This window comes from Antrihabitans auranticaus, assembly GCF_016481275.1.
GTDB lineage: Bacteria > Actinomycetota > Actinomycetes > Mycobacteriales > Mycobacteriaceae > Antrihabitans.
In genome coordinates this window covers 527,871-551,788 of sequence record NZ_JAEMNW010000002.1, presented here as the reverse complement: position 1 = coordinate 551,788, position 23,918 = coordinate 527,871, and the positions used below count along the sequence as shown (strand labels likewise).

The 23,918-nt window shown below is 64.8% G+C and carries 21 protein-coding genes; 9 read left to right on the top strand and 12 right to left on the bottom strand.

Annotation, left to right across the window (positions count from 1 at the left end; genetic code table 11):
* Positions 1-6: 6 nt before the first annotated feature.
* Genes JGU72_RS10495 through JGU72_RS10485 form a run of 3 tightly spaced genes read right to left on the bottom strand, consistent with a single transcriptional unit; the run spans position 7 to position 3,404 of the window.
* Entirely contained in the window at positions 7-1,305 is a 1,299-nt protein-coding gene (locus tag JGU72_RS10495; RefSeq protein WP_199683849.1) for an adenylosuccinate synthetase, read from the bottom strand.
* Positions 1,306-1,359: 54 nt separating this feature from the next.
* Positions 1,360-2,343 carry a hypothetical protein gene (locus tag JGU72_RS10490; RefSeq protein ID WP_199683847.1) on the bottom strand — a complete coding sequence of 328 codons (984 nt, stop codon included), beginning with the start codon at positions 2,341-2,343 and terminating at the stop codon, positions 1,360-1,362.
* 5 nt (positions 2,344-2,348) lie between these two features.
* Entirely contained in the window at positions 2,349-3,404 is a 1,056-nt protein-coding gene (locus JGU72_RS10485; RefSeq protein WP_199683845.1) for a hypothetical protein, read from the bottom strand.
* A 221-nt stretch (positions 3,405-3,625) separates the two neighbouring features.
* Between JGU72_RS10485 and JGU72_RS10480 the strand changes: the two genes are divergently transcribed.
* Entirely contained in the window at positions 3,626-5,047 is a 1,422-nt protein-coding gene (locus tag JGU72_RS10480) for a WS/DGAT/MGAT family O-acyltransferase (protein ID WP_199683843.1), read from the top strand.
* Here the strand turns inward: JGU72_RS10480 and JGU72_RS10475 are convergent.
* The gene (locus JGU72_RS10475) at positions 4,992-5,837 is read right to left on the bottom strand and encodes an alpha/beta fold hydrolase (RefSeq protein ID WP_199683841.1); all 846 of its coding nucleotides are present in this window, start codon (positions 5,835-5,837) and stop codon (positions 4,992-4,994) included. The genes JGU72_RS10480 and JGU72_RS10475 overlap by 56 nt on opposite strands.
* A 138-nt stretch (positions 5,838-5,975) precedes the next feature.
* On the opposite strand from JGU72_RS10475, the gene JGU72_RS10470 reads away from it, so the two are divergent.
* The gene (locus JGU72_RS10470; RefSeq protein ID WP_307828384.1) at positions 5,976-7,286 is read left to right on the top strand and encodes a ribonuclease D; all 1,311 of its coding nucleotides are present in this window, start codon (positions 5,976-5,978) and stop codon (positions 7,284-7,286) included.
* Here the strand turns inward: JGU72_RS10470 and dxs are convergent.
* Positions 7,248-9,122 carry a 1-deoxy-D-xylulose-5-phosphate synthase gene (dxs, locus tag JGU72_RS10465; RefSeq protein ID WP_199683839.1) on the bottom strand — a complete coding sequence of 625 codons (1,875 nt, stop codon included), beginning with the start codon at positions 9,120-9,122 and terminating at the stop codon, positions 7,248-7,250. The genes JGU72_RS10470 and dxs overlap by 39 nt on opposite strands.
* 198 nt (positions 9,123-9,320) lie before the next feature.
* Here dxs and glsA point away from each other — a divergent pair, with 198 nt between their 5' ends.
* The 3 genes from glsA to JGU72_RS10450 all read left to right on the top strand — a co-directional run bounded on the left by glsA (position 9,321) and on the right by JGU72_RS10450 (position 13,099).
* Positions 9,321-11,147, top strand: a complete 1,827-nt coding sequence (gene glsA / locus JGU72_RS10460; protein WP_199683837.1) for a glutaminase A — start codon at positions 9,321-9,323, stop codon at positions 11,145-11,147.
* 126 nt (positions 11,148-11,273) lie between these two features.
* Positions 11,274-12,248 (top strand): ATP-binding cassette domain-containing protein, encoded by a 975-nt coding sequence (locus tag JGU72_RS10455; RefSeq protein ID WP_199683835.1) that lies wholly within the window; start codon positions 11,274-11,276, stop codon positions 12,246-12,248.
* Positions 12,245-13,099 carry an ABC transporter permease gene (locus tag JGU72_RS10450; protein WP_199683833.1) on the top strand — a complete coding sequence of 285 codons (855 nt, stop codon included), beginning with the start codon at positions 12,245-12,247 and terminating at the stop codon, positions 13,097-13,099. Before JGU72_RS10455 ends, JGU72_RS10450 begins: the two co-directional genes overlap by 4 nt.
* Positions 13,100-13,127: 28 nt before the next feature.
* On the opposite strand, the gene JGU72_RS10445 is transcribed toward JGU72_RS10450, so the two are convergent.
* Positions 13,128-14,168: an alpha/beta hydrolase gene (locus JGU72_RS10445; protein WP_199683831.1), complete on the bottom strand. Its 1,041-nt coding sequence runs from the start codon at positions 14,166-14,168 to the stop codon at positions 13,128-13,130.
* Between the two features lie 104 nt (positions 14,169-14,272).
* Positions 14,273-15,628, bottom strand: coding sequence for a cytochrome P450 (locus tag JGU72_RS10440; RefSeq protein ID WP_199683829.1), 1,356 nt, complete (start codon positions 15,626-15,628; stop codon positions 14,273-14,275).
* Positions 15,629-15,724: 96 nt separating this feature from the next.
* On the opposite strand from JGU72_RS10440, the gene JGU72_RS10435 reads away from it, so the two are divergent.
* Together JGU72_RS10435 and JGU72_RS10430 are read left to right on the top strand one after the other, a co-directional pair.
* Positions 15,725-16,360: a TetR/AcrR family transcriptional regulator gene (locus JGU72_RS10435; RefSeq protein WP_199683827.1), complete on the top strand. Its 636-nt coding sequence runs from the start codon at positions 15,725-15,727 to the stop codon at positions 16,358-16,360.
* A 64-nt stretch (positions 16,361-16,424) separates the two neighbouring features.
* Entirely contained in the window at positions 16,425-17,189 is a 765-nt protein-coding gene (locus tag JGU72_RS10430) for a hypothetical protein (protein ID WP_199683825.1), read from the top strand.
* A gap of 14 nt (positions 17,190-17,203) precedes the next feature.
* On the opposite strand, the gene JGU72_RS10425 is transcribed toward JGU72_RS10430, so the two are convergent.
* Both JGU72_RS10425 and JGU72_RS10420 read right to left on the bottom strand, forming a co-directional pair.
* Complete coding sequence (locus JGU72_RS10425; protein ID WP_199683823.1) at positions 17,204-18,466, bottom strand: class I SAM-dependent RNA methyltransferase; 1,263 nt, start codon at positions 18,464-18,466, stop codon at positions 17,204-17,206.
* A complete protein-coding gene (locus tag JGU72_RS10420; protein WP_199683821.1) occupies positions 18,463-20,454 on the bottom strand; it encodes an APC family permease in 1,992 nt (663 codons plus the stop codon). The genes JGU72_RS10425 and JGU72_RS10420 overlap by 4 nt, the downstream gene beginning before the upstream one ends.
* A 169-nt stretch (positions 20,455-20,623) precedes the next feature.
* Between JGU72_RS10420 and JGU72_RS10415 the strand changes: the two genes are divergently transcribed.
* Both JGU72_RS10415 and JGU72_RS10410 read left to right on the top strand, forming a co-directional pair.
* Positions 20,624-21,286, top strand: coding sequence for a potassium channel family protein (locus JGU72_RS10415; RefSeq protein WP_199683819.1), 663 nt, complete (start codon positions 20,624-20,626; stop codon positions 21,284-21,286).
* 55 nt (positions 21,287-21,341) lie between these two features.
* Positions 21,342-21,998, top strand: coding sequence for a potassium channel family protein (locus JGU72_RS10410; protein WP_199683818.1), 657 nt, complete (start codon positions 21,342-21,344; stop codon positions 21,996-21,998).
* A gap of 7 nt (positions 21,999-22,005) precedes the next feature.
* Here JGU72_RS10410 and shbA read toward each other — a convergent pair whose 3' ends face one another.
* The 3 genes from shbA to JGU72_RS10395 form a co-directional block, all read right to left on the bottom strand.
* Complete coding sequence (shbA, locus tag JGU72_RS10405; RefSeq protein ID WP_199683817.1) at positions 22,006-22,590, bottom strand: RNA polymerase sigma factor ShbA; 585 nt, start codon at positions 22,588-22,590, stop codon at positions 22,006-22,008.
* Between the two features lie 146 nt (positions 22,591-22,736).
* A complete protein-coding gene (locus JGU72_RS10400) occupies positions 22,737-23,414 on the bottom strand; it encodes a DUF3159 domain-containing protein (RefSeq protein WP_307828383.1) in 678 nt (225 codons plus the stop codon).
* A 47-nt stretch (positions 23,415-23,461) separates the two neighbouring features.
* On the bottom strand, positions 23,462-23,836 hold the full coding sequence (locus tag JGU72_RS10395; protein WP_199683816.1) for an OB-fold nucleic acid binding domain-containing protein: 375 nt from the start codon (positions 23,834-23,836) through the stop codon (positions 23,462-23,464).
* Positions 23,837-23,918 lie beyond the last annotated feature (82 nt).

Genomic DNA, 23,918 nt, shown 5'->3' with positions numbered 1-23,918 from the left:
CTCACATCATGCCGCGCCAACCCTCTGGCGCCGCGCAGCGCGGTCCGGCCCGTCGGCCGTCAGGACCACCGGCGTCTCGAGCGCGTCGCCGATCCAGTCGGCAGCACCGCCGATCGGCAGCGGTTCGAGAACGGCTGACACGTTGCCGATTACGTCGGTCAGTGCCTGCTGGTGCTCCAGGTCCTGCCATGTCCCGAGGGGAAGCGACTCGACGATTCCGGCCGCGGTGACATACGCCGCCGCTGCCGCAATCGGCACTCCCGCACCGGCGGCAGTTTCGAGTGCGTCGAGATGACTGATCGCGACGCCGTCGACACCACCGCACGCCGTCATCGCGTAGCGCAGCAACACAGGATCGAAGTGACCGACGCGAAAGGCGCCCTGATACCCCGCTGACGGGTTGTGCGGCTCGGTCAGCACCGCGCCGAGCCGTGCGTTTTCAGTCGGGAACGGTCCAGCTCCGTGCCTCGTCAGGTAGCTTCGGGTGACGCCGAGAACGTATGGATCACAACCTATCTCGGCGAGCACTCGACGCGCGTTCGACGGCTCCACGGTGGACCACGTCGTGTACGGGTGAAATCCGCGCCATTCGTCGAGCAGGACGCCCTGGGCGCCTTCGAGCACCAGTCGGCCACGCGCCGCAAGGTCGCCGAGATGGCCATTGCCGACAATCTTTACCGCGCAGGCGAATTCGGTGTATACGCCGACCAGGTCGGCGATCTCCGGATACCTGTGGCGGCTGCCGTCGAGCAGCGGCCCGTAGTGCTCTGCCATCGCCTCGAGTTTGGACCGGAGCAGGCCCGGTTGGCGGCAGTCACCGACGGTCGGCGCGAGTTCCGCGAATTCCAGCGCGTACCAGGCCGTCTCACCGATTCCTTTGCCGCAGGAACCGTGGCGGTCGCGCCCGCGCCGGTCTTCGCGCGTTCGGTTGGCGGCAACGTGGATCGGGGTCGTCACGAGCGCTCGTTCGTCGATCGAGAGCATCGACAGCGGTTGCACGACCCCAAGGTCCGCGAGCTGCCGCGATTCTGTTGCCAGCGCGATCGGCTCGACCAACATGTGTTTGGACAGGAAGGTCTGGACACCGGACAACATCCCGGAACCGAACTGGGAAAACGTGTGGTGCCGGCCGTCGACGACGACGTTGTGCGCGGCCTGTGCACCGCCGTTGAATCGAACGACCGCGCTCACGTCGAGATCCGCCCGCTGTGAGCAAAGCCAATCGACCGTGGCGCCCTTGCCTGCGTCACCGAAGCCTAGATCGACGACGACGATCGCGCGGTCGTCGAAAGGTGTATCGAACATGTCCGGTTCTCCTGTGTTGGGCCGGGCGCGCGAGGCGCCCGGCCCGAATCGTGTTCAGCGGAAGGTGATGTCGTCGTCACCGGCGAGGTCGTCCGGCAGCGTCCCGACCGCCGCAACGGCTTTCGGTCCGACAACGGCCAGCGCCCGTGCGACCGAGGCCGCCTCGCTGTGCGATCCGACATCGCGCAGATCCGCGAGACCTTCGCCCAGATCGACGCGGTCCTCTTCGAGACCGATTGTCAGCGCGATCAATTCGCAGACGGCAGCAGGATCGTCGAGTTTCATGAACCGCTGACCGAGCAGCCGCTGCCAGTGTGCGCCGATCTCTGGATCGTCGAAGTAGCTCGACTGGTTGGGCAGTACGTAGTAGACGTTCCAGCGCAGCTCCAGCTCCCGATACACGGACTCGACCGAAATATCCTGGCGCACATCGTCACCGATGAAATTGCGGATGTGACGCGCGGGCAAGCGGTCCTTGTTCAACTCATCGCCGATGATGAACAGATACCCCTTCTTGCCCCGCTTGTCCCACGCGTCGGTCGCGGTGTGCCGCGCCATGAAATAGGCGGCAAGCTCGTAGCTTTCCGACTTCTGGCCGCCCCCACCGCCTTCGAGGAACACCGTGCGTAACTGCTCGTCCATTGCGTTGCCGGATTCGAACTGCCCGACCTGCAGCGGAACTCGATCGCAGTCGGCGTCACCGATCCCGCCGAACAGTATCTGCGGGTCCTCTGCGTAGCCCTTGCGCTGCAACAACCCGTGCAGCTTTCCGAGTTTCGCCTGCATGATCCTCGGCACCACACCCATCGAGCCGGTCACGTCGAACAGAACCGCAATCGGCAGCGAATCCGGGTGATCGGCGGAATCCCGCGATTCCCGCAACGTCACGCCCAGCGGATCGAGCGCGGGATCGGCCTTCCATTCCGACGCGGGCAGGTTCCGCATCGCGCCGCTGTAACCGAAGTCGTCGATTCCGCGGCTCGCGCGGAAGGTCCTGGACGCCTCGTAGGTGCTGTCGTCCCATTTGCCGTATCCCATTGGAATCACTTTCCTTTCATTGTCGGCTGGAGGTCCGGGAGGTGCGCCGGCATAGCGAACGGTCGGAACCGCCGCTTGCCGTAGGTCCGGTCGAGCAGGTCGTCGTACTCCTCGAGGAGATCGGCTGCGGTTGGCCGCAGGCGCGGGTTGTCCTGCATGCAACCGATCGCAAAGGCACGGATCGGGTCGGGTGCACGGTCGCCGAGCATGGCGAGCATCAAGGCATTGACCATGTACACGTCGGTCTCGGGTGACACCGCGAGGCCCGCACGTACTTCGGGCGGGTAGGTACCCGACCGGACCGTTGCGGCCAGCGCACCCCCGGGTCGCGTTGCGAAGGACCAACCGACGAGCACGACGCCGTGCAATTCGGGGTGGATCAAGACGTTCTCCGCGAAGATCGCGCCGTGCACCCACCCCGTCGCATGCGCGCCGGCGACGGCGCGAAGCAATCGCCTGTGCATCCACGCGTAGTCGGGTTGGTCGAGTCCGTCCGGGTAAGCGCGGGCGATCGCACTCAGCGGAACGAAGCCGTCGACCATCGCTGCCAGCACGTCGACCTCGCGGGTCTGGCCCGAAGCGGAGTCGACATGCGTCGCCCGATCGACGAGGCGCGGAAAGTACGGCGCGAGCCAAGTGTGGTCCGCGGCCAGGGCGGCGAGGTCCGCCAACGCCGCACGCTCGTTCGCAATCAACATGTTGGCGTTGGGCTTTCGCGGGATCTTCACGACCGTCGCCGAGCCGGACCGGTACACGTTGGCAACCGCTCCCCTGGCATGCAGCGCGCCGAGCGCATATTCGCCGTGCGCTCCGACGAATCGAACACCTCCGTCGCTACGCACCTGCCAACGCTCGTAAAGCTCGGCGACGCGGGTGAACGCGACGGCCGCTGCGACCTTCTCGCCATGGGCGACCCGGTCTGGATGCACCAGAAACGCCAGCCTGTGGAAGGCCCGCTTCGCGGCGCGGACGGCGTCGGATGTTCCGGCGCCGACCCCGAACAAATCTTCGGGAGTCCGGGCTTCCGTAATAGCCGCGATTGCCTCTGTCGTCGCTCTCATAGTTTTAGTCTATACGACTAAAACAAGAATCGTCTACAGGTCGAGTCTGAATCGAGACGAAATGCCAGAAGGAGCGTGACCTCGTGGCGGTAGATTGGTCACGTTCGACACTGCCGCGAGTGAACTTTTCCGCGCGCTGCGAACATTCGCCAGATGGCCTTCCACCACTGCTTTTGCGCTTTCGTGTGCAAAATTCTAGAACACGTTCTAGTATTGTCGACATGGAACGACTCAGCGGACTGGACGCCAGCTTCCTTTACATGGAGACGCCGACGCAGCTGCTGAACGTGTGCGGGCTCATCGAACTCGACGCATCGACTATCCCCGGCGGTTACAGCTTCGATGCACTCAAGCAGGAACTCGGCCAGCGCACGCGACTCATTCCCGCGTTCCGCCGCAAACTGCACGACTCGGCACTCAACCTCGATCACCCGGTCTGGATCGACGACACCGACTTCGATATCGACCGCCATTGCCACAGGGTCTCGGTACACGCACCGGGCGACCGTGAGGCGCTCGCAGAAATGTGCGGGCACATCGCCAGCCAGCCGCTCGACCGGTCCCGCCCGCTATGGGAGATGTGGGTCGTCGAAGGACTCGCCGATGGCCGCATCGCCATCATGACCAAGATGCATCACGCGGGCGTCGACGGCGCTACGGGCGCAAGCGTGATGTCCCAACTGTGCAGCCTCGAGCCGGACGCCCCCGCGCCCGACCCGAGCACCGCGCGGGAGACCGGCGGAGCCAGCACCCTCGAGTTGGCAGTCGGCGGACTGCTCGGGGTCGCAGCCCGTCCATTCCAATTGGCGAAGCTACTCCCCGGCGCAGTACCTGTTCTGCCGCAATGGATTTCACGAGCGCGGCGCGGCGATGCGATGCCTGCCCCGTTCACTGCGCCGCGTACATCGTTCAACGGCACGATCACGGGTCACCGCAGCATCGCGTACGCCCAACTCGACCTCAGCGAGGTCAAGACTGTCAAGAAGGCCTTCGACGCGAAAGTGAACGACGTCGTCCTCACTCTCGTCGCGAGCGCACTCCGCATGTACCTCGAGGATCGAGGCGAGCTGCCCGAATCGTCGCTCGTAGCCGTCGTACCGGTGTCGGTCCACGCGAAGTCCAATCGACCGGGCACCAACAAGGTGTCCTCGATGTTCAGCCAGCTGCGGACCGATATCGACGACCCCGCCGAGCGGCTCACCGCGATCGCGGAGGCAAACGTCATCGCGAAACTGCACCAGCAGGCGATCGACGCGAACATGCTCCAGGACTGGAGCCAGTTCGCCGGTCCCGCGACGTTCGGGGTCGCGATGCGGCTCTATTCGAAATTGCGCCTCGCGGACCGTCACCCCGTCATCCACAACCTGGTCGTATCCAACGTCCCGGGGCCACCGATGCCGCTGTACTTCCTCGGCGCACGCGTGACGGCGATGTACCCGCTGGGCCCGGTCTTCCACGGTGCCGGGTTGACCGTCACCGTGTTGTCCCTCGAGAATCAGCTCAATGTGGGACTCATCGCGTGCAGCGAACTGGTGCCGAACCTGTGGTCGCTCGCCGACGCGTTTCCCGAGGCGCTCGAGGAGTTGCTCAGCGCGGCACGCGCGAAGTCACCGAAGCGCAAGCCGGCAAAAGCCCAGACCTGAACTCGTCGGCGGCCATCACGCACGACGCATGACCGCAGTCGACTTCGTACGCCGTCGCATTGCGGATCTGCTGGGCAATGAAGTGCTGCCGACGCGGCGGCACCGCTTTGTCACGAGCAGTGACAACCACAGCCGTCGGCACGTCGACGTCGGCGATCCACTGGCTCGAGTCGAACTTGCCGACCTCCGCGGTGGCCCGACTGATCGCGCCGTAACTGGTCTGCCGAAACTGACCCAACGCCCATTTTCGGTCGCCCGTGGGGTCGGTGATTTCGTCGGTGGACACTCGGCTCGGCCGCAGATGCAGACGTCCGACCGCGCGGCTCATTCCCTCCAGGATGAGTCGTTCGCGCGGTAGTTCGCGGAAGGTGGTCGTCGACGCACATAGGACCATGCCCGCGACCCGGTCCGGATGGCGTTTCCAGGCGAGCTGCGAAACGAGTGACCCCAGCGAGTAACCGACGACGACGAACTTGTCGATGCCGAGTTCGTCCGCGACGGCGACGACGTCGTCGGCGCAATCGTCGAGTGAGAACCTTGCCGACCTGATCCCGCGACCGTGCCAGCGTTGATCGAATACGACCACGCGACCACGTTTGGCCAGGTCACCGAGTACGGGGTACCAGGTGAGCAAACCGGTGCACGCCATCGCGTGCAGCAGGATCAACGGCGGCCCGGACGCGCCGGTATCGCCGGTATCGACGACATAGGTACTGCCGCGGCCGGGCAGTTCGACCATCTCCCCCACCGGCAGTTTTCCAACGGGGGCAACGGTCGCGAGGTTCACCATGCCGACATCGTAACTAGAACACGTTCTAAATGTCTCGCGGTTCGCGGTGCTCGTGGAGTCCTGTCGACGTTTCTCGGCGGCGCTGTACGACCACGTCCATGATCACCGCACGCTGGGTCGTCGCGTAATGTCGTCCATGTGTCGGACATCGATGGCGAGGTCGACGCAGAGCCGGTACGGCCTGCGCCGCAGCCTTTGCTAGCGCCTGCCGACGGCGTTCCCGCTGTCATCACGACAGCCCGCGGAGTTGCCGATGCCGCTGCTGCGATCGCTGGCGGAACCGGTCCGCTCGCTGTCGACGCGGAACGCGCATCAGGTTTCCGCTACTCCGGTCGCGCGTACCTCATCCAATTGCGACGCGCCGGTGCCGGGACCTTCCTGATCGACCCGATTCCGATTCCGGACGCGCTGGCGCCGCTCGCCGACGCAATCAACGGCCTCGAGTGGATCCTGCACTCCGCCGACCAAGACCTCACCTGCCTGGCCGAACTCGGGCTCGCCCCAGCGAAGCTCTTCGACACCGAACTGGCCGGTCGACTCGCCGGGTTCGAGCGGGTCGGTCTCGCGGCAATCGTCGAGTACACGCTCGGCCTCGGGCTGCAGAAGGGCCACGGCGCCGCGGACTGGTCCGCGCGGCCCCTGCCCGACGCGTGGCTCAACTACGCCGCGCTCGACGTCGAGGTGCTCCTCGAGCTACGCGAGGCCATGGTCAAGGAGCTCGACGACCAAGGCAAATCGGATTGGGCCGCACAGGAATTCGAGTACATCCGCACCCTCGGCCCGCCCAAACCGAAGGCCGATCGCTGGCGGCGGACGTCGGGCCTGCACACGTTGAAGAAGTCGGCTCAGCTCGCCACGGTGCGGTCACTGTGGCAGACCCGAGACCGCGTCGCCGCCGACCGCGACATCGCACCCGGCCGGGTATTGCCCGACTCTGCAATCGTTTCCGCCGCTGTTGCCCAACCCAAGACAATCGAGGAACTTCGTCGATTGCCCGTATTCGGCGGTCCCCGGCAGCGCAAGTCGTCGCGGCTGTGGCTCGACGCCATCCGCGAAGCGGCGGCGTTGCCTGCGAGCGAACTGCCGCCGACCGCGCAGCCCTTCGACGGTCCCCCGCCGATCAACCGCTGGTCGCGTCGCGATCCAGCCGCCGCGAACCGCCTCGACGCCGCTCGCGCCGCGATGCGTGAGGTGAGCGAAAAGGTCGATATCCCGGTGGAGAACCTGCTGCTCCCCGACCTCTTGCGGCGGCTCTGCTGGGACGGCCTGGACTACTCGAACAGCCTGGCGGACCGCACGACTGCGATCGACGAGTTTTTGGCCGAACGGTCGGCGCGCCCATGGCAGCGGGAACTGGCCGTGCCGGCCCTGGCGCCGGCGTTGCAGGGTGCAGCGTCAGCGGCTGCGGACTCAGGCGCCGGCGACGAACCCGCCGATCCGGCGAGCTAGTTCGTCGGAGGTCAGACCGAGTTCGCGGTGGATCTGGTCACGCGAGGCGTGGTCCAGGAATCGCTGCGGCACACCGAAATCCCGACACGGCACGTCGACACCGGCGGCACGCAGCACAGCCGAGACGGTCGAGCCGATACCACCGTGAATGCCGCCGTCTTCGAGCGTGACAACGAGCTTGAACTCCTCGGCGAGCTTGACGATCGCCTCGGGGATCGGCAGGACCCAGCGCGGGTCGACCACGGCCGCGGAGATGCCCTGGGCGGCGAGCAGTTCCGCGGTCTGCAATGCCATCGCTGCGAACGAGCCGACCGCCACGATCAGCACGTCTCCGTGGCCCTCCGGGGGCATACGCAAGACGTCGACGCCGTCGATCCGGTCCACAGCCGAGATGTCCTCGGCAACGGCACCCTTCGGGAACCGGATAGCAGTCGGGCCGTCGGTCACGGCGAGCGCTTCGCCGAGTTCTTCGCGCAGCGTCGACGCGTCACGCGGCGCGGCGACCCGGATGCCCGGCACGATGCCGAGCAACGAGAAGTCCCACATGCCGTTATGGCTCGCACCGTCGGGACCGGTCACACCGGCCCGATCCAGGACGAGCGTCACGGGGAGCTTGAGCAGCGCGACATCCATCAAGAGCTGGTCGAACGCGCGATTGAGGAACGTCGAATAGATCGCGACCACGGGATGCATCCCGCCGAGCGCGAGGCCGGCCGCCGAAGCCACAGCCTGCTGCTCGGCAATGCCGACGTCGAACATCCGATCCGGGAAGTGGTCCCCGAACGCGGCGAGCCCGGTCGGGCCCGCCATTGCCGCAGTTATTGCGACGATGTCTTTGCGCTTGGCGCCATGGTTGATCAACTCGGCCGAGAACACCGATGTCCAGTCCGGCGCCGCGGTGCTCGTAGCCAGGCCGGTGAGCGGGTCTATGACGCCGCAGGCGTGCATCTGATCGGCCTCGTGGTTCTCGGCCGGTGCGTACCCCATCCCCTTGCGCGTGACTGCGTGGACGATGACCGGTCCACCGAAATCCTTCGCGCGGCGAAGCGCAGATTCCAGCGCGGTCTGGTCGTGCCCGTCGACCGGTCCGAGGTATTTGATACCGAGATCGGCGAAGAGCACCTGCGGGCTCATCGCATCCTTGAGACCGACCTTGATCCCGTGCAACACCGAATACGCGGACAGGCCGATGTACGGAATTCGCTGCACGAATTTTCTGCTGCTGTCGAGGAGACGCTCGTACTCGGGCTGTAGCCGGAGGGCCGCCAGTCGGTCGGCCAGCCCGCCGATCGTCGGCGCGTAGGAGCGACCGTTGTCGTTGACGACGATGACTACCGGCCGCTTCTTGCCCGCGGCGATGTTGTTCAGCGCTTCCCAGCACATGCCTCCGGTGAGGGCACCATCGCCGACGACGGCAACGACGTGGCGCTGCTGACCGGTCAGCTCGAATGCCTTGGCGAGACCGTCCGCGTAGGAAAGCGACGCGGACGCGTGGGACGACTCCACCCAGTCGTGTTCGCTCTCCGCCGTGCTCGGGTAACCGGACAGTCCGCCCTGCTTGCGCAACGTGTCGAACCGGTCTTTGCGGCCGGTCAGGATCTTGTGCACATACGCCTGATGCCCGGTGTCGAAAATTATCGCGTCGTTCGGCGAATCGAAGGTGCGATGCAAGGCGATCGTCAGCTCGACGACGCCGAGATTCGGCCCCAGATGCCCGCCCGTCGCCGAGACCTTGTGTACGAGAAAATCGCGAATATCAGCTGCGAGTTCGGTCAGCTCCGCTGGTGCTAACCCGCGCAAATCTGCGGGCTGGTCGACCCGGGCAAGTACACCCAACGAACCGCTCCCTCCGGACGCTTCCGATGCTCGCTACCGAGCCTGCTGGCAAATCGTTCTCGCCAGTCTACGGAGACTTCCGCGGCCCGACTGTGGCGCCAGGCACTGCCCGCTCATTATGCCGCAGTTTATGTGGAGGATCACAGTGAATCCCGACGCGCGCGACCTCACGCACCGTCCGATCGATAGGTTGATCGAATGCGCAACGTCGTCGACGGCATCATCGCGGAAGTGTTCGCGCTGTGCGCGGAAAACCGGGCGGGCGCGCTCGCAGATTACATCCCGGAGCTGGCCGCCGTGGAGGCCGACGGCTTCGCTCTCTGCATCGCGACCGCCGACGGCTACGTATACGAATCGGGCGACGCCCGAAGAGAATTCACGATTCAGTCGATCTCGAAGCCGCTCACCTACGGCCTCGCTCTCGCGGACCGCGGACTGGCGGCGGTGGCCGAGAAGATCGACGTCGAGCCGTCCGGCGAACCATTCAACGAGATCAGCCTCGACCCCGTCACCGAACGCCCGCGGAATCCGATGATCAATGCCGGCGCGATCACATCGGCAGCATTGATCAAGGGCAGGGATCAGGCCGAACGTTACGAGCGTCTCAGGTCCTGTTACTCCCGTTACGCGGGCCGTGCGCTGAGCATGAACGAGGCCGTCTATGCCTCCGAAGCACGGACAGGCCATCGCAACCGGGCCATCGGACACATGCTCCGATCCTTCGGCATCATCACCGACGATCCGGAGCGCGCCGTCGACCTCTACTTCCGGCAGTGCTCGATCGACATCACGTGCCGCGACCTCGCGGTCATGGCCGCCACGCTCGCGAACAACGGCGTCAACCCGCTGACCCACGAACGCGCTCTGGCGCCCGAACTGATCGAACAGGTCCTCAGCGTCATGACGACGTGCGGAATGTACGACGCGGCCGGCGACTGGGTAGCGCGAGTGGGACTGCCTGCCAAAAGCGGCGTCGGCGGTGGGGTTCTCGCTGTGCTGCCAGGCCAGATCGGGATCGCGGTCTACTCGCCCCGGCTCGATTCGCACGGCAACAGCGTCCGCGGCGTCCAGGCGTGCCGCGAGTTGTCGGCCCGATTGGAGCTCCATTTCTTGCATGTCACGCGCGCGGCGCGGGCGGCGATCCGATCGAGCTACGCGATCTCGGACGCACCGTCGCGGCGGCGCCGCACCGACACCGAACGCGCGACCCTTCGTCGATACGGACAACGCGCACGGATCTACGAACTCCACGGCGACCTGCTGTTCGCAGGCGCGGAGTCGGCGGTTCGCGCGGTGACGGCCCAGGGCGATGGACTCGACGCGCTCATCCTCGACGTGCGCCGCGTCGACGACGTCAGCGGCGTCGCCCGCAGAATGCTCGAAGACATGCGTTCGGCGCTGGCAACACGCGGCTGCGAGGCCGCGCTCGTCGATCCCGAAGGGTTGTTCGGTCACACGACCTCGAGCCTCGTTCCTGGCAATTCCGCGGGGCGCGTGTTCGTCGACCTCGATGCGGCCGAGCAATGGTGTGAGGAGGTCCTTCTCGACCGATACTGCTCGGTCGATCGGCAGCCGCAGCGCGTCGATTTGGCTGCGCACCCGATGCTCGCGGGCCTGACGCCGGAGCAGGTCGAGTCGTTGACCGACGAGATCGAGCAGCGGACCTTCGCGCGCGGCGAGTTCGTCGTTCGCCGCGATTCTTCGAGTCCTGGTTTGTTCCTGATCCTGCAAGGTCAGGTCAGCACGCTGGCCGCCGACGGCGGTGGGATGTCGCACCGCATCACCACATTGTCGGCGGGCATGTCGTTCGGCGAGATGCAACTACTCGGCGGTATGCCGTTCGGCTACGACATCCGCGCAGATACGCCGGTGCGGCTCGCGCTTGTGCCGCGGTCGCGATTCACCGCGCTCACAACCGCCGCCCCTGCTGTGAAGCTCAGACTGCTCGAGAACCTGGCCGCAGGAGCGTATGCGCAGATGGGAGCCGTGATCGAGGCGCTGACGGGACCGGCCCGCAACTTCTGAGCAATAAATCGATTGCGCCGCCCTGCTATATGTGTACGATGTCAACAAGTTCTCATTTGTCCTATTTCCTGTCGGTGGCCGGTGGGAGACTCGATTCATGGGCAGGTACGAAAGGGGCGGACAGACATGAGTGAACTTGCTATCCACACCGAGGGGTTGATCAAACGCTTCGGCACCAATACAGCGGTCGACGGCGTGGACCTCGAGGTTCGGCGCGGCGGCGTCTACGGCGTCCTCGGCCCCAACGGCGCCGGGAAGACGACGACCATCCGGATGCTCGCCACGCTGCTACCGATAGACGGCGGACGGGCGACGGTACTCGGCCACGACGTGGCTGCCGAGCCCGAGGAGGTCCGTGCGAAGGTCTCGCTGACCGGTCAGTTCGCGTCGCTGGACGAGGATCTCACCGGAACCGAGAACCTGGTACTGCTATCGCGGCTCTACGGCTATTCGCGCGCCGCCGCCCGGTCGCGTGCCGACGAACTGTTGTCCGCATTCGATCTCACCGAGGCAGGTGGTCGCCAGGTCAAGACGTTCTCGGGTGGCATGCGCCGGCGCATGGATATCGCCGCCAGCATCATCGTGACGCCTGAGTTGATCTTCCTCGACGAGCCGACGACAGGTCTCGATCCGCGCAGTCGCAATCAGGTCTGGGAGATTGTGCGAGCGCTCGTCGCGGGCGGCACCACAGTCCTGCTGACGACGCAGTACCTCGACGAAGCAGATCACCTTGCCGACCGCATCGCCGTGATCGACCACGGCAAAGTCATCGCGGAAGGCACCTCCGGCGAGCTGAAGGCGTCGGTGGGGGCGGGCGCACTCCACGTTCGCGTCGCCGACCAGGTCCGGCGAGGCGATGCGGCAGAGATCCTGCGGCGTGTCCTGGAGGTCGAGGTCGTCGAAGAGTCCGATCCCGCTGCGATGACCGCGCGCGTCACCGATCCGCGCGTCGTCGCGGGTGCACTGCCCGCACTGCACGACGCGGGCATCGACATCGCCACGTTCGCTCTCGGCCAGCCGAGCCTCGACGAGGTGTTCCTTGCCCTGACCGGCAAACACGTAGAGCCCGAAACCGAACTTGCCGAGGAGACGGCGCGATGACCATCACGACCACCAAAGAGCCACCGTCACAACCGGGCTCGCTCGACACCTCCGCGGTCGCGAAAGTGCTCGCGTCCGGTCCGCGGCCGGCACGCCCCTCGGCTTTCTCGACGTCGATAACGTTCGCATGGCGGGCGTTGCTGAAGATCAAGCACGTCCCCGAGCAGCTGTTCGACGTGACGATGTTCCCGATCATGTTCACGCTGATGTTCACCTACCTTTTCGGCGGTGCGCTGGCCGGGTCGACAGAGGCGTATGTGCAGTACCTGCTGCCCGGCATCCTGGTGCAGACGATCGTGATGATCACGATGTACACCGGCCTGACCATCAACAAAGACATTGAGAAGGGCGTGTTCGACCGGTTCCGGTCGTTGCCGATCTGGCGACCGTCACCACTGGTGGGAGCGCTTTTCGGCGATATCGTGCGGTACACGATCGCGATCACGATCTCCCTGGTCCTGGGCCTGATCATCGGCTTCCGACCGCACGGCGGCGTCATCGGCGTGCTGCTGGGCGCCGCGCTGCTGATGCTGTTCTCGTTCAGCATCTCGTGGGTGTGGACGATGCTGGCGATGATCATGCGTACCGAACAGGCCGTTTTGGGCGTCAGCATGATGATCCTGTTCCCGCTGACGTTCGCGAGCAACATCTTCGTCGACCCGCGCACGATGCCCGGCTGGTTGCAGGCGTTCGTGAACGTCAACCCGATCAGCCATCTCGTGACCGCCACGCGCGGTCTGATGCAAGGCTCGGTCGAGTTTCACGATCTCCTCATCGTGTTCGGCTGGAGCGCCGGGTTCGTTGCGGTGTTCGGACCGATCTCGATGTGGCTGTACAACAGGAAGACTTGACGTACTGGTCGGTTGCCGGTTGCGCTGATCAGGCCGCGAGGAACTTATCGATGTGCGGCCAGGTCGTGTCCTTCGCGGCCGGCCCGGCCAGAACACCGAGATGACTGCCGGGCACTTCCTCGAACTGCACAGTCGGCGCACCCGACAGGATCTCGACGATCTTCCGCGCAGACTCGACCGATGTGATCGCGTCGCCTGTGCCCGCTACCGCGAGCACAGGAACGTCGATGTTCGAGAAGTCGATGGTCCGGTCGCCCAGTTTGAGCCGCCCCTTCGCAAGGTCGTTGCGAACCATGATGCGTCCCCAGAGCTGACCGTAGAGGCGGCCCGGGTAGGCGGGCATCATGCCCATGAATCGCTCGATCGCTTCCATCTGGACCAGCTTCTCGGTCTGATGCAGGTTCGACGCGATGAACCACGGCTTCTTGATTTCGCGCTCGATCGCGGTGGCTCGGAAGCTCGCCTGCACCACCGGACTCGGGATGCTGCCCGCGAGTCGGCTGAGCAGCGTTCCCTCGAAACCGCCGGTCAGCCGGGCAAACCTGCGGATCGGGGCGAGATTGGGCAGCTTGCCGTAGTCGATCGGAGTCGCGACAGTGACAATCGACCGGATCGGGAGGTCGTTGTGGGCTGCGGCCGTCATGAGCGTCATCGTGCCGCCGAGGCACCACGCGACCACGTCGACCGGTTCACCGTTGTTGTCTGCGGAGACCTGCCGTATCGCGCCGGGGATGATGTCGTCGAACCATTCCTCGAAGCCGAGTCGACGGTCGGCGTACGAGATCGTGCCGTAGTCGAGGAGGTACGGCGTGCGTCCCGAATCGAGCAGGAATTCTGCAAGGCTCTGGCCGGGACGCAGGTCGAAGCACGTTGCCGGGGCGGCCAAGGGCGGCACCATCAGGACCGGCGTGCCTACGCGCGTCTCGGGATCGCCGTAACGACGCAGCAACCGGTGCGGCTCGTCGGACAGAACTGTGGAAGGAGCGGGCGTATACGGCTCGAGTCCGCCGCCGAACAACAGGGCCCACGCGTTGCTCGTGGCTGTATTCAGAGTTTCGACGAGATTCACTACTGGCTCCTGGCTACGCGTGCGGGGTCGAGGAATTCTCACATACCCGGTACCAGCGGTAACAGGCTTTGTGAGATAGTCAACTCCGCACAGTCAGGGACCGTCTACGAACGTCGGTGCAGACAGACGTGCAATCCGTCTTTGGGCCGGGGCAACGACGTGTGATCGAGGCGCAATCGATAGCCGGGTTCGATGCTCCATTCGAAGTTCTGCAGCATCTTGTGCATCACAGCTTTGACTTGCATGCCACCGAAATGTTGTCCGATGCATTTGTGAGCGCCCGCACCGAACGGCACCCACGCGTGCTTGTGCACCTTGTCCTCGCGCCGCTCGGCAGAAAAGCGCTCTGGATCGAACTTCCTCGGCTCGTTCCAGTACTGCGGCATATGGTGCGTGAAATCGGGCATGACACTGACAAACGTGCCGGCCGGAATGAAGTAGCCCATCACTTCGGTGTCGGCGACGGTTGCGCGCGGAATCGAACCCACAGGCGGGACCAGTCGCAAAGACTCTTTCATCACGAGATCGAGCGACACAAGATTGTCCAGGTCGTCGTAGTCCAGGCTCGACTTACCCAGCGCAAGGCTCTCAGCTCGGCACTTGGCCTGCCACTCCGGATGCTTGGCGAGGTAGAACATCATCATCGACATCGTGATGGTGGTCGTGTCATGCGCAGCCATGAGCAGGAAGATCATATGGTTGACGACGTCGTCGTCGGAAAAGCTATGCCCATCCTCGCTCTTTGCGTGACATAGCGCCGAAAACAGATCGTCGCCGTTGCCGGCCCGTTTAGCCGGGATCTCCTTGCGCAGCATGTCTTCCAGCACCCGACGACCGGTCAGTCCGCGCGACCATCGCAAGCCAGGCACGCGGAAGCGAACGTATGCGGTACCGGCGCGAACGCAGTCGATGAACGCCCGGTTGACGCGGTCCGAGTCCCCGCCCAGCGCGGCGCCCATGAACGTCCGCGTCGCGACGTCGAGCGTCATCTGTTTGATCGCTGGAAACGCCCGCAGGTCGCCTTCGGACCATTGGTCCATCGCGGCGTCGATGGTCGGGTTCATAGCGTCGAGATAGCTCGTCAAACGAGTCTTCGTGAACGCCTGCTGCATGATGCGCTTGTGGAACAGGTGCTCGTCGAAATCGAGCAGCATCAGGCCGCGATGAAAGAACGGCCCGATCAGAAAGTTCCAGAACGGACCGCTCGCGAAGTGTTTGTCGCGGTTCATCATCACGGTGTCGAACGCGTCGGGCCCCAGCATCGACACGGTCGTGATGCCGAACGACGTGGTCCAGGAAACCGGGCCGAAGTTTTCGTACCTGCGCGTCGCCCATTCCATCGGGTGGTGCATGGATTCGAACGTCTCACCGATCCACGGCAAGCCCCGATTGCCGGGTATCGACCGCAGTCCACTCCCCGCTGGAGCAGCAGCGGGACCGTCTGCAAGGAACGTCGACATAGTGCCTCCTCCGAGGTGGCACTTGTTGACACGACGTTGTGTCAACAAGTACTTCGATAGTGAACTTTGACACACTTGTATGTCAAGATTGAATACATGCCGACCGTGGTTCGCCCGTTTCGCGGCGTGAGCGCCGAGGAACGGCTCGCACAGCGCCGCGAGGACCTCATCGAAGCCGCCTTCGATGTGGCTGGTGCCGTGGGTCTGCGCAAGCTGACGATGACGGCAGTCTGCGAGCGCGCCGACCTGACCCAGCGCTACTTCTACGAGCATTTCCGCAATCGAGACGAGCTCGTCAACGCGCTATACGACACAGTTTTCGACGAGTTCTTCGGGCGCGCCCGGCTCGCTGCGGAGGCGCAACCCGAGGACGACCTGCTCGCCCGCGCACGGGCGGCAATGGCGGTGTTCGTCGAGTTCTGCGCATCGGATCCGCGCAAAGCGCGTGTGTTCGCGGAGGCAAGCGGAAGCGCCGCGATCACCGCACACAGAGCGGACTCCACCCGGCGTTTCACCGAATACGCGACGCAACAGGCGATCGCGGCGCGTCGCCCACCGACCGCGCGTGAATTCACCCGCGTGCAGTTGGCAGCGTCGATCGTCATCGGCGGAATGTCGGAGGCGTGCGGTCACTGGCTGTCGGGCGCAATCGACCTGCCGCGCGACGAGTTCATCGATGAGCTGGCGCAGCTGTTCGTGGTCGCGGTCGATGCCGCACTCAACACGCACTGACGGGGTGGCAACCCTGACCCTTGGGTATCTGTCCGAGAGTTGCGCCATCGGCGACCATTGACGCATGCGAAACACAGTGGCAGACAAGCTCGCGCGCGCACGCGTCGAGTACTGCGGCGAACAGCATGTTGTCGATGCGGACAGCGTCTTTCACATCGGCAGGCACGCCGACCTCGATATCGACGACAACCGGTACCTGCACCGCCGTTGTCTGGCACTGCATTTCGATTCCGGAATGTGGTGGCTCACGAACACCGGCCAGCGATTGCCCGCGACGGTATCGGCCGAAGACTCCGGATTTCAGGCGGTCCTCGTGCCGGGTACGCGGATTCCGTTGGTTTTCGGTGTCACGACAGTAGTGGTCTCGGCCGGGCCGACGACTTACGAGCTCTCGATCCACACCGATGATGTCCACTCCCCCACGCCGCGGCCCGACTCGCGGTTCGGCGAAACGACCATCGGCACACCGATTCTCACCTCGTCACAACTCGCAGTAATCGTCGCACTGGCCGAGCCGCTACTGATCCGCGACGGCGTGACCGCGAGCGCGATCCCGAGTTCAGCGGTCGCGGCGGCCCGTCTCGGGTGGCCGATGACGAAGTTCAACCGAAAGCTCGACAACGTCTGCGAGAAGTTCGCGGCGCTCGGTGTGCGCGGATTGCACGGCACCCCAGGGAAACTGGCCTCCAACCGCCGTGCCCGGCTTGTGGAGTTCGCTGTGTCGTCGCGACTCGTCACGAAGGCCGACCTGCGCGTCCTGGACGAGGAAAACGGCATGAACGGTGCCGCGGCGCTCACATCGAACCACGAGATCGCCGTCGTCGCCTGACCGGATCATCCTACCTAGCGGGTCAGCAGTCCGATGACCTCTACATGGTGCGTCAAGGGGAATGCATCGAAGGCCCGAAGCCGTTCGAGGGTGTAGCCCTGCTCTTTGTACAAGGCGACGTCACGTGCGAAAGCTGCTGGATCACAACCGATATGGACGATACGCGGCGGACGTCGGAGCGCAACAGCAGCGACCACGTCGCGGCCGGCCCCCGCTCGGGGCGGATCGAGGACGACTGTCGAAGGACTCGACTCGATGCCCGCGAGGGCCGTCTCGACACGCTCCGGCACGAAGCGCACCTGGGGCAGGTCGGCGAGCGCGGCGTTGCCGTCGCGAACCGCGGGACGAGACGACTCGATCGCGACGACCGAACCAGCCACGCCGACCTGTTCCGCCAGGCGTGCCGCGAAAACACCTGCGCCACTGTATAGATCCCACGCGATGTTGCCCGGTTGCGCGTCCGCCCACTCGGCCACGCAGTCCGAGTAGGCCTGTGCGGCGCCTCGGTGCGCCTGCCAGAATCCGCCGGCATCGACACCCCAGAAACGATCGCCCACACGCTGGACCGCTCGCCCGCTGCCGACCACTATGCGCCGTGACCGCGTGCTGCTCGAGGCGGTCCGGCGGGCCATAGCTCCGCGGCGACCGGGACTGCGCTGTCCGGTTTTCGACACATGCGCAGGTGCAAGGACGATGACATGTCGGACGCCCTCGCTGTCGACCGCGACCTCCAACTCGGCACCAGGCTTGAACTGCCGCTCGGCAATTCCCTCGATTGCACCCGAAACCGGTTGCGGGCAACGCAGATCCGCGATAACCCGCGCACTGCGATAGCCGTGCACGCCTGCCCGGCCGTCGTCGTCGACCGCGAGGCGCAACCGCGTACGCCACCCGGTCCCGTCACCGGTACCGGGGACGTCCTCGACCTCGATGTCGCGGTCGATCCCCGCCAGCCGAGCGAGTTGCTCGCCCACCACGGCTGCCTTGATCGCCCTCTGAGCCTCGAGGGTCGCGTGGGAGAAATCGCAACATCCCGCGCCGCCGGGCCCCGAGACGGGGCACAGCGCAGGAACGCGGTCCGGTGAACCCTCGACGATGTCGACCGCGTCGGCACGGCAGAACGACCCGCCGCGGTCCTCGGTGACCATCACGCGCACCACCTCGCCGGGCAGTCCGTGCCTGACGAAGACGACTCGTCCCTCATGGCGTGCGACGCAGAAGCCGCCGTGCCCCGGATTACCGAGACTTACCTCGAAATGCTGCCCGACCCAGTTCATTTCTGGTCGTCGTAACCGCGCCGGATCGCACCCGGAGCGTCTTCCCAGCCTTCGCGGCGCGCCCGTTCCGACGAGGCCAGCTGCCACGGCACGCTCGTGACCATCACGCCGGGCTCGAACAGCAGCCGACCCTTGAGGCGCAGTGCACTCTGGTTGTGCAGCACTTGTTCCCACCAGTGCCCGACCACGTACTCGGGGATGAAGACCGTCACGACGTCACGCGGTGCGTCCTTGCGAATGCGCTTGACATAGTCGAGGACGGGCTTCGTGATTTCGCGGTAGGGCGACTCGATCACCTTGAGCGGCACCGAGATATCGCTGCGCTCCCACTGCCGGACAAGCGCCCGGGTGTCGGGTTCGTCGACGTTGACGGTGATCGCTTCGAGCGTGTCCGGCCGCGTGGCCCGCGCGTAGGCCAACGCACGTTTGGTCGGCATGTGGACTTTCGATACCAGCACGATCGAATGCGTGCGGCTCGGCAGCACACCGTCCCACTCGTAGGCGTCGAGTTCCCGCCCTACGGCGTCGTAGTGCCGGCGAATCAACCGCATGATGACGAAGATCGACAGCATCGTGACGATCGCGATCCACGCGCCCGCAAGGAACTTCGTGATCAGGACGATCACGAGCACCGCGGCGGTCATGGTCAACCCGATCGCGTTGATCACCCGCGAGCGCTTCATCTGGGCGCGCGCCGACGGATCGGTTTCGGTCCGCAGGTGCCGGGTCCAGTGCCTGAGCATGCCGGTCTGGCTGAGGACGAACGATACGAATACACCGACGATGTACAGCTGAATCAAATGGGTGACTTCGGCTTTGAACACGACCACGAATGCAATTGCGGCGCCGGAGAGGAAGAGGATGCCGTTGCTGAACGCCAACCGGTCGCCGCGCGTATGTAGCTGGCGCGGGAGAAAGCGGTCCTGGGCGAGCACCGAGCCGAGGACCGGGAATCCGTTGAACGCGGTATTCGCGGCGAGCACCAAGATCAACGCGGTCACCACGGTGATCAAGAAGAATCCGAGCGGGAAATCACTGAACACGGCGTGCGCGACCTGCGCGAGCAACGTCTTCTGCTGATATCCCGGCGGTGCCCCTTCGAGCTGCGCGGCGGGGTCGTTCGCATACACGACGCCGACCTTCTGGGCGAGCATGATGATGCCCATCAGCATCATGATGGAAATGGTCCCGAGCAGCAGCAGAGTTGTCGCGGCGTTGCGCGACTTCGGCTTCCGAAACGCAGGTACGCCGTTGCTGATCGCCTCGACGCCGGTCAGCGCCGCGCAGCCGGAGGAGAAGGCACGCGCTATCAGGAATGCGAATGCGATTCCGTACAGATGTCCGTGCTCCTCGTGCAACTCGAAGCCCGCGGATTCAGCCGCGACCTCGTCGTCGAGCACGTAGATGCGGATCAGGCCCCAGCTCAACATGATGAACATGCCGACGATGAATGCGTACGTCGGAATGGCGAACGCGAACCCGGACTCCCGGATACCGCGCAGGTTGATCGCCGTCAGCAACACGATGGCAGCAACGGCGAACAGCACCTTGTGGTTTGCGACGAACGGGATCGCAGAGCCGATATTCGACGCAGCAGCCGACATCGACACTGCCACGGTCAGCACATAATCGACCAGCAGCGCGCTACCGACCGTCAGTCCCGCGGTCGGCCCGAGGTTCGTCGTCGCGACCTCGTAGTCACCACCGCCGGACGGATACGCGTGCACGTTCTGCCGGTAGCTCGCGACCACGACCGCCATCACCGCGGCGACCGCAAGACCGACCCACGGTGTGAAGGCGTAGGCGGAGATGCCCGCGACGGACAGCACGAGGAAGATCTCCTCGGGCGCGTACGCGACCGACGACATCGCATCGGATGCGAAAACCGGCAGCGCAATTCGCTTGGGAAGAAGGGTGTGGCCCAACTTGTCGCTGCGAAAGGGTCTACCTAGCAGCAGCCGCTTTGTTGCGGTCGTGAGCTTCGACACCCGCAAAGCGTAAGCCGTGCGACGGAATGCGCGACGCGGAGGCGACTGCGTGTGACCTTTCCCGCATTGCCGAACCGATGGCGAGGTTGCTGCACAGCCCTCGGAGATCGGGAGTACGGTTCGACGGGCGAGTCTCGCGCACGACCGTCGACGAGGAAGGGGTACACCGTTGTACGTAGTCGTGATGGGGTGTGGCCGAGTCGGCTCATCCCTCGCAGGTGCCCTCGTGCGTATCGGCCACGAGGTGGCGGTGATCGACCGTGACCCGAGTGCGTTTCTGCGGCTCGGCTCGGACTTCCGCGGGCACAAGGTCGTCGGAATGGGCTTCGACCGCGATGTCCTCATCAAATCGGGTATCGAGAAGGCGCAGGCGTTCGCCGCCGTGTCCTCGGGCGACAACTCGAACATCATCTCCGCGCGCGTCGCACGCGAAACCTTCGGTGTAGAGCGCGTCGTCGCACGTATCTACGACGCGAAACGCGCCGCGGTGTACGAACGACTGGGCATTCCGACAGTCGCAACCGTCCCGTGGACGACCGACCGCTTCCTGCACACGCTCATTCAGGACGGCCAGACCACGAAATGGCGTGACCCTTCGGGCGCTGTTGCCGTCGCCGAGTTGACGCTGCACGAGGACTGGTTCGGCCGCACCGTCGGCGAATTGCAATCGGCGACCGGCTCCCGCGTGGCGTTCATGATCCGGTTCGGCGACGGCATACTGCCGGCCAACAAGACAGTGATCCAGGCTGGCGACACCGTCTACATCGCAGCGGTTTCCGGAACTGTGGGTGAAGCCGTCGCGCTTGCCGGCAATCCCCCTCCCGAAAACTGATTCCCGTACCCGATGACACACCCGCACCTATGACACAGCAGAGAAGAAGGCACCGATGAAAGTCGCGATTGCCGGCGCAGGCGCAGTGGGCCGCTCGATAGCGCGCGAGCTCATTCGCGCCGATCACGAGGTGATGCTCCTGGAACGCCAACTCGCCCATGTGGACCCGTCGTCGGTCCCCGAGGCCAGCTGGGTACACGCGGACGCCTGTGAGCTGACATCGCTCGAAGCCGCACAGCTCGAGCGCTACGACGTCGTCATCGCGGCAACGGGTGATGACAAGGTCAATCTGGTCCTGAGCCTGCTGGCGAAAACCGAATTCGGCACCCGGCGCGTGGTCGCGCGTGTGAACGATCCGCGCAACGAATGGCTTTTCGACCCCTCGTGGGGCATCGATGTCGCCGTGTCGACACCGCGGATCCTCGCATCGCTGGTCGAGGAGGCAGTATCGGTCGGCGACCTGGTGCGCCTCATGACCTTCCGGCAGGGTCAAGCAAACCTGGTCGAGATCACGTTGCCCGCGAACACCGGTTTGGCGGGTAAAGCGGTCCGCAAGTTGCGGCTGCCTCGCGATGCTGCGCTTGTGACCATCCTGCGTGGTGGCCGAGTGATCGTGCCCGAGGCCGACGAACCCCTCGAAGGCGGCGACGAACTGCTCTTCGTCGCATCCGTCGAGGTCGAGGACGAGCTACGCGCCGCTGTGGGCGTCTGAGAGCCGGTCAGGCGACCGCGAGCGCCGACTGCCGCAATTCCGCGCGCAGGCGGTTCAGCGCACGATGCTGCATGACCCGTACGACGCCGGCGCTCGTACCGAGCGCGTCCGCAGTCTGGGCCGCGGACCAGCCCATGACGACACGCATCACGAGGACCTCTTTGTGCTTGGGTGACAGCACTTCCATCAGCTTGCGGATGTACACGCGCTGCTCACCCGCCAATGCGAGTTCCTCGGGTCCGTGCGCGGGGCAGATCTGTTCGGGAAGCTCCTCGACACAGTGCAGCGGATGCGACTGCGAGCGCCTGCGCGCGTCGGCGACCTTGTTTGCGGCGATGCCGTAGACGAAGGCAAGAAACGATTTGCCTTGATCTTCGTAGCGAGGGATCGCCCTGATCGTTGCGATGCAGATCTCTTGTGCGACATCGTCCGGGGTGACCTGCAGGTCGCCGGGCGCACCGAGACGATTGGCGCAGTAGCGCCGCATCAGCGGATGCACCGTTGCGATGATCTCCCCGATCGCCCGGTCCTCCCCGGCGACCGCACGCGGTAGCAAGGCCTCGAGTTTCCTGGTCGTCGCCACGTCAGCCATCTGGGGTCCCCTTCGGACGAGAGAATCGATTCGCACCACGCCGCGTTTGACGACGACTGTTTATGCTTCGATCCTCTGCTGAAGGTGTCCTCGCAACCAGGCACCCCAGGGGTGGTAACGCCACACCCCCAGTCCTGGTGGCACAACTATCCGGGGGCTTTATCCCCCGCGGCCGGTTCGTCGACCGAATCCTGCTCCGCCGGTTCGGCTTCGGCCGCCGGCGGCGCCAACCGGTCGGCCCGGCGTGCCGCCCAGATCGAGATTCCCAGCGCGAGCGCCGCGAGCGGCCACCCCATGGCGATGCGAGCGAATGCCAGCCAACCGGTCTCGTCGCTGTCGTAGAGCGAACTCTGAACGACGTAGCGGGCACCGAACACGACAGCCCATGTCGCGGTGGCGATGTCGTAGCCCATCAGCGCAGCGCGCTCCCTGCGCCACGCGTTGCCGTGACCGTTCAGGAATCCCCAGATGACGCCGACCAGCGGCCAGCGGACAAGTATGGATACGACGAACACACCGGCGTAGACCAAGCTGCTGTAGATGCCGAAAAGAAAGTAGCCTTTGGCATCTCCCGTTCGGTAGGCGATGAAAGCGCAGAGCGCTACGCCGAAGAATCCAGAAATCGCCGGCTGCACAGGGCTGCGGCGGACGATGCGCCACACGAGGATCGCTGTGGCCACGCCGAGTGCAACCCAGATCGCGACGGTCAGACCCCACAGACCGTTGGCTGGAACGAACACGAGAGCGGGCAGGGTCGAATAGATCAGCCCACTGACTCCACCGAGCTGTTCGAGGACGGTCTGCTGCTGTCTATCGGTGCTCACCAGACGAGGGTGCCACAGTTGCTATGTGGAACAGGAATCGAAAAGGATCAGGTAGTGCCCTGCAGCTCGTAATACGGGTTGTAGATGACCTTCTCGCCGCCGCGGTCACCCACGCGGCCACGGATCTTCACCGTCTTGCCAGGCTCGATTCCGGGAATGCGTCGCCGCCCGATCCAGACGAGGGTCACCGCGTCGGTGCCGTCGAAGAACTCGGCTTCCATGCTCGCACCGGCCGCCTTGGGGCAAGCCTCGACGCTGCGTAGACGTCCCAGCATCGTCACTTCGTCGCCACGACTGCACTCCGACGCACGGCATGCGCCCGACGCATCTGCTGTCTCTGCCATTTCCTCGGCATCGAGCTGATCGAGATCCTCGGTCAGCCGGCGAGTGAGCCGACGAAAGTATCCGGCTGCGGGTGCCATTTCGCGCTCCTGAGCAGTACGTCGCACGGATCTCATGCCACGGAAAGTGCCTTCGTTTCGCCACTGTAGACCTATCGCGTTC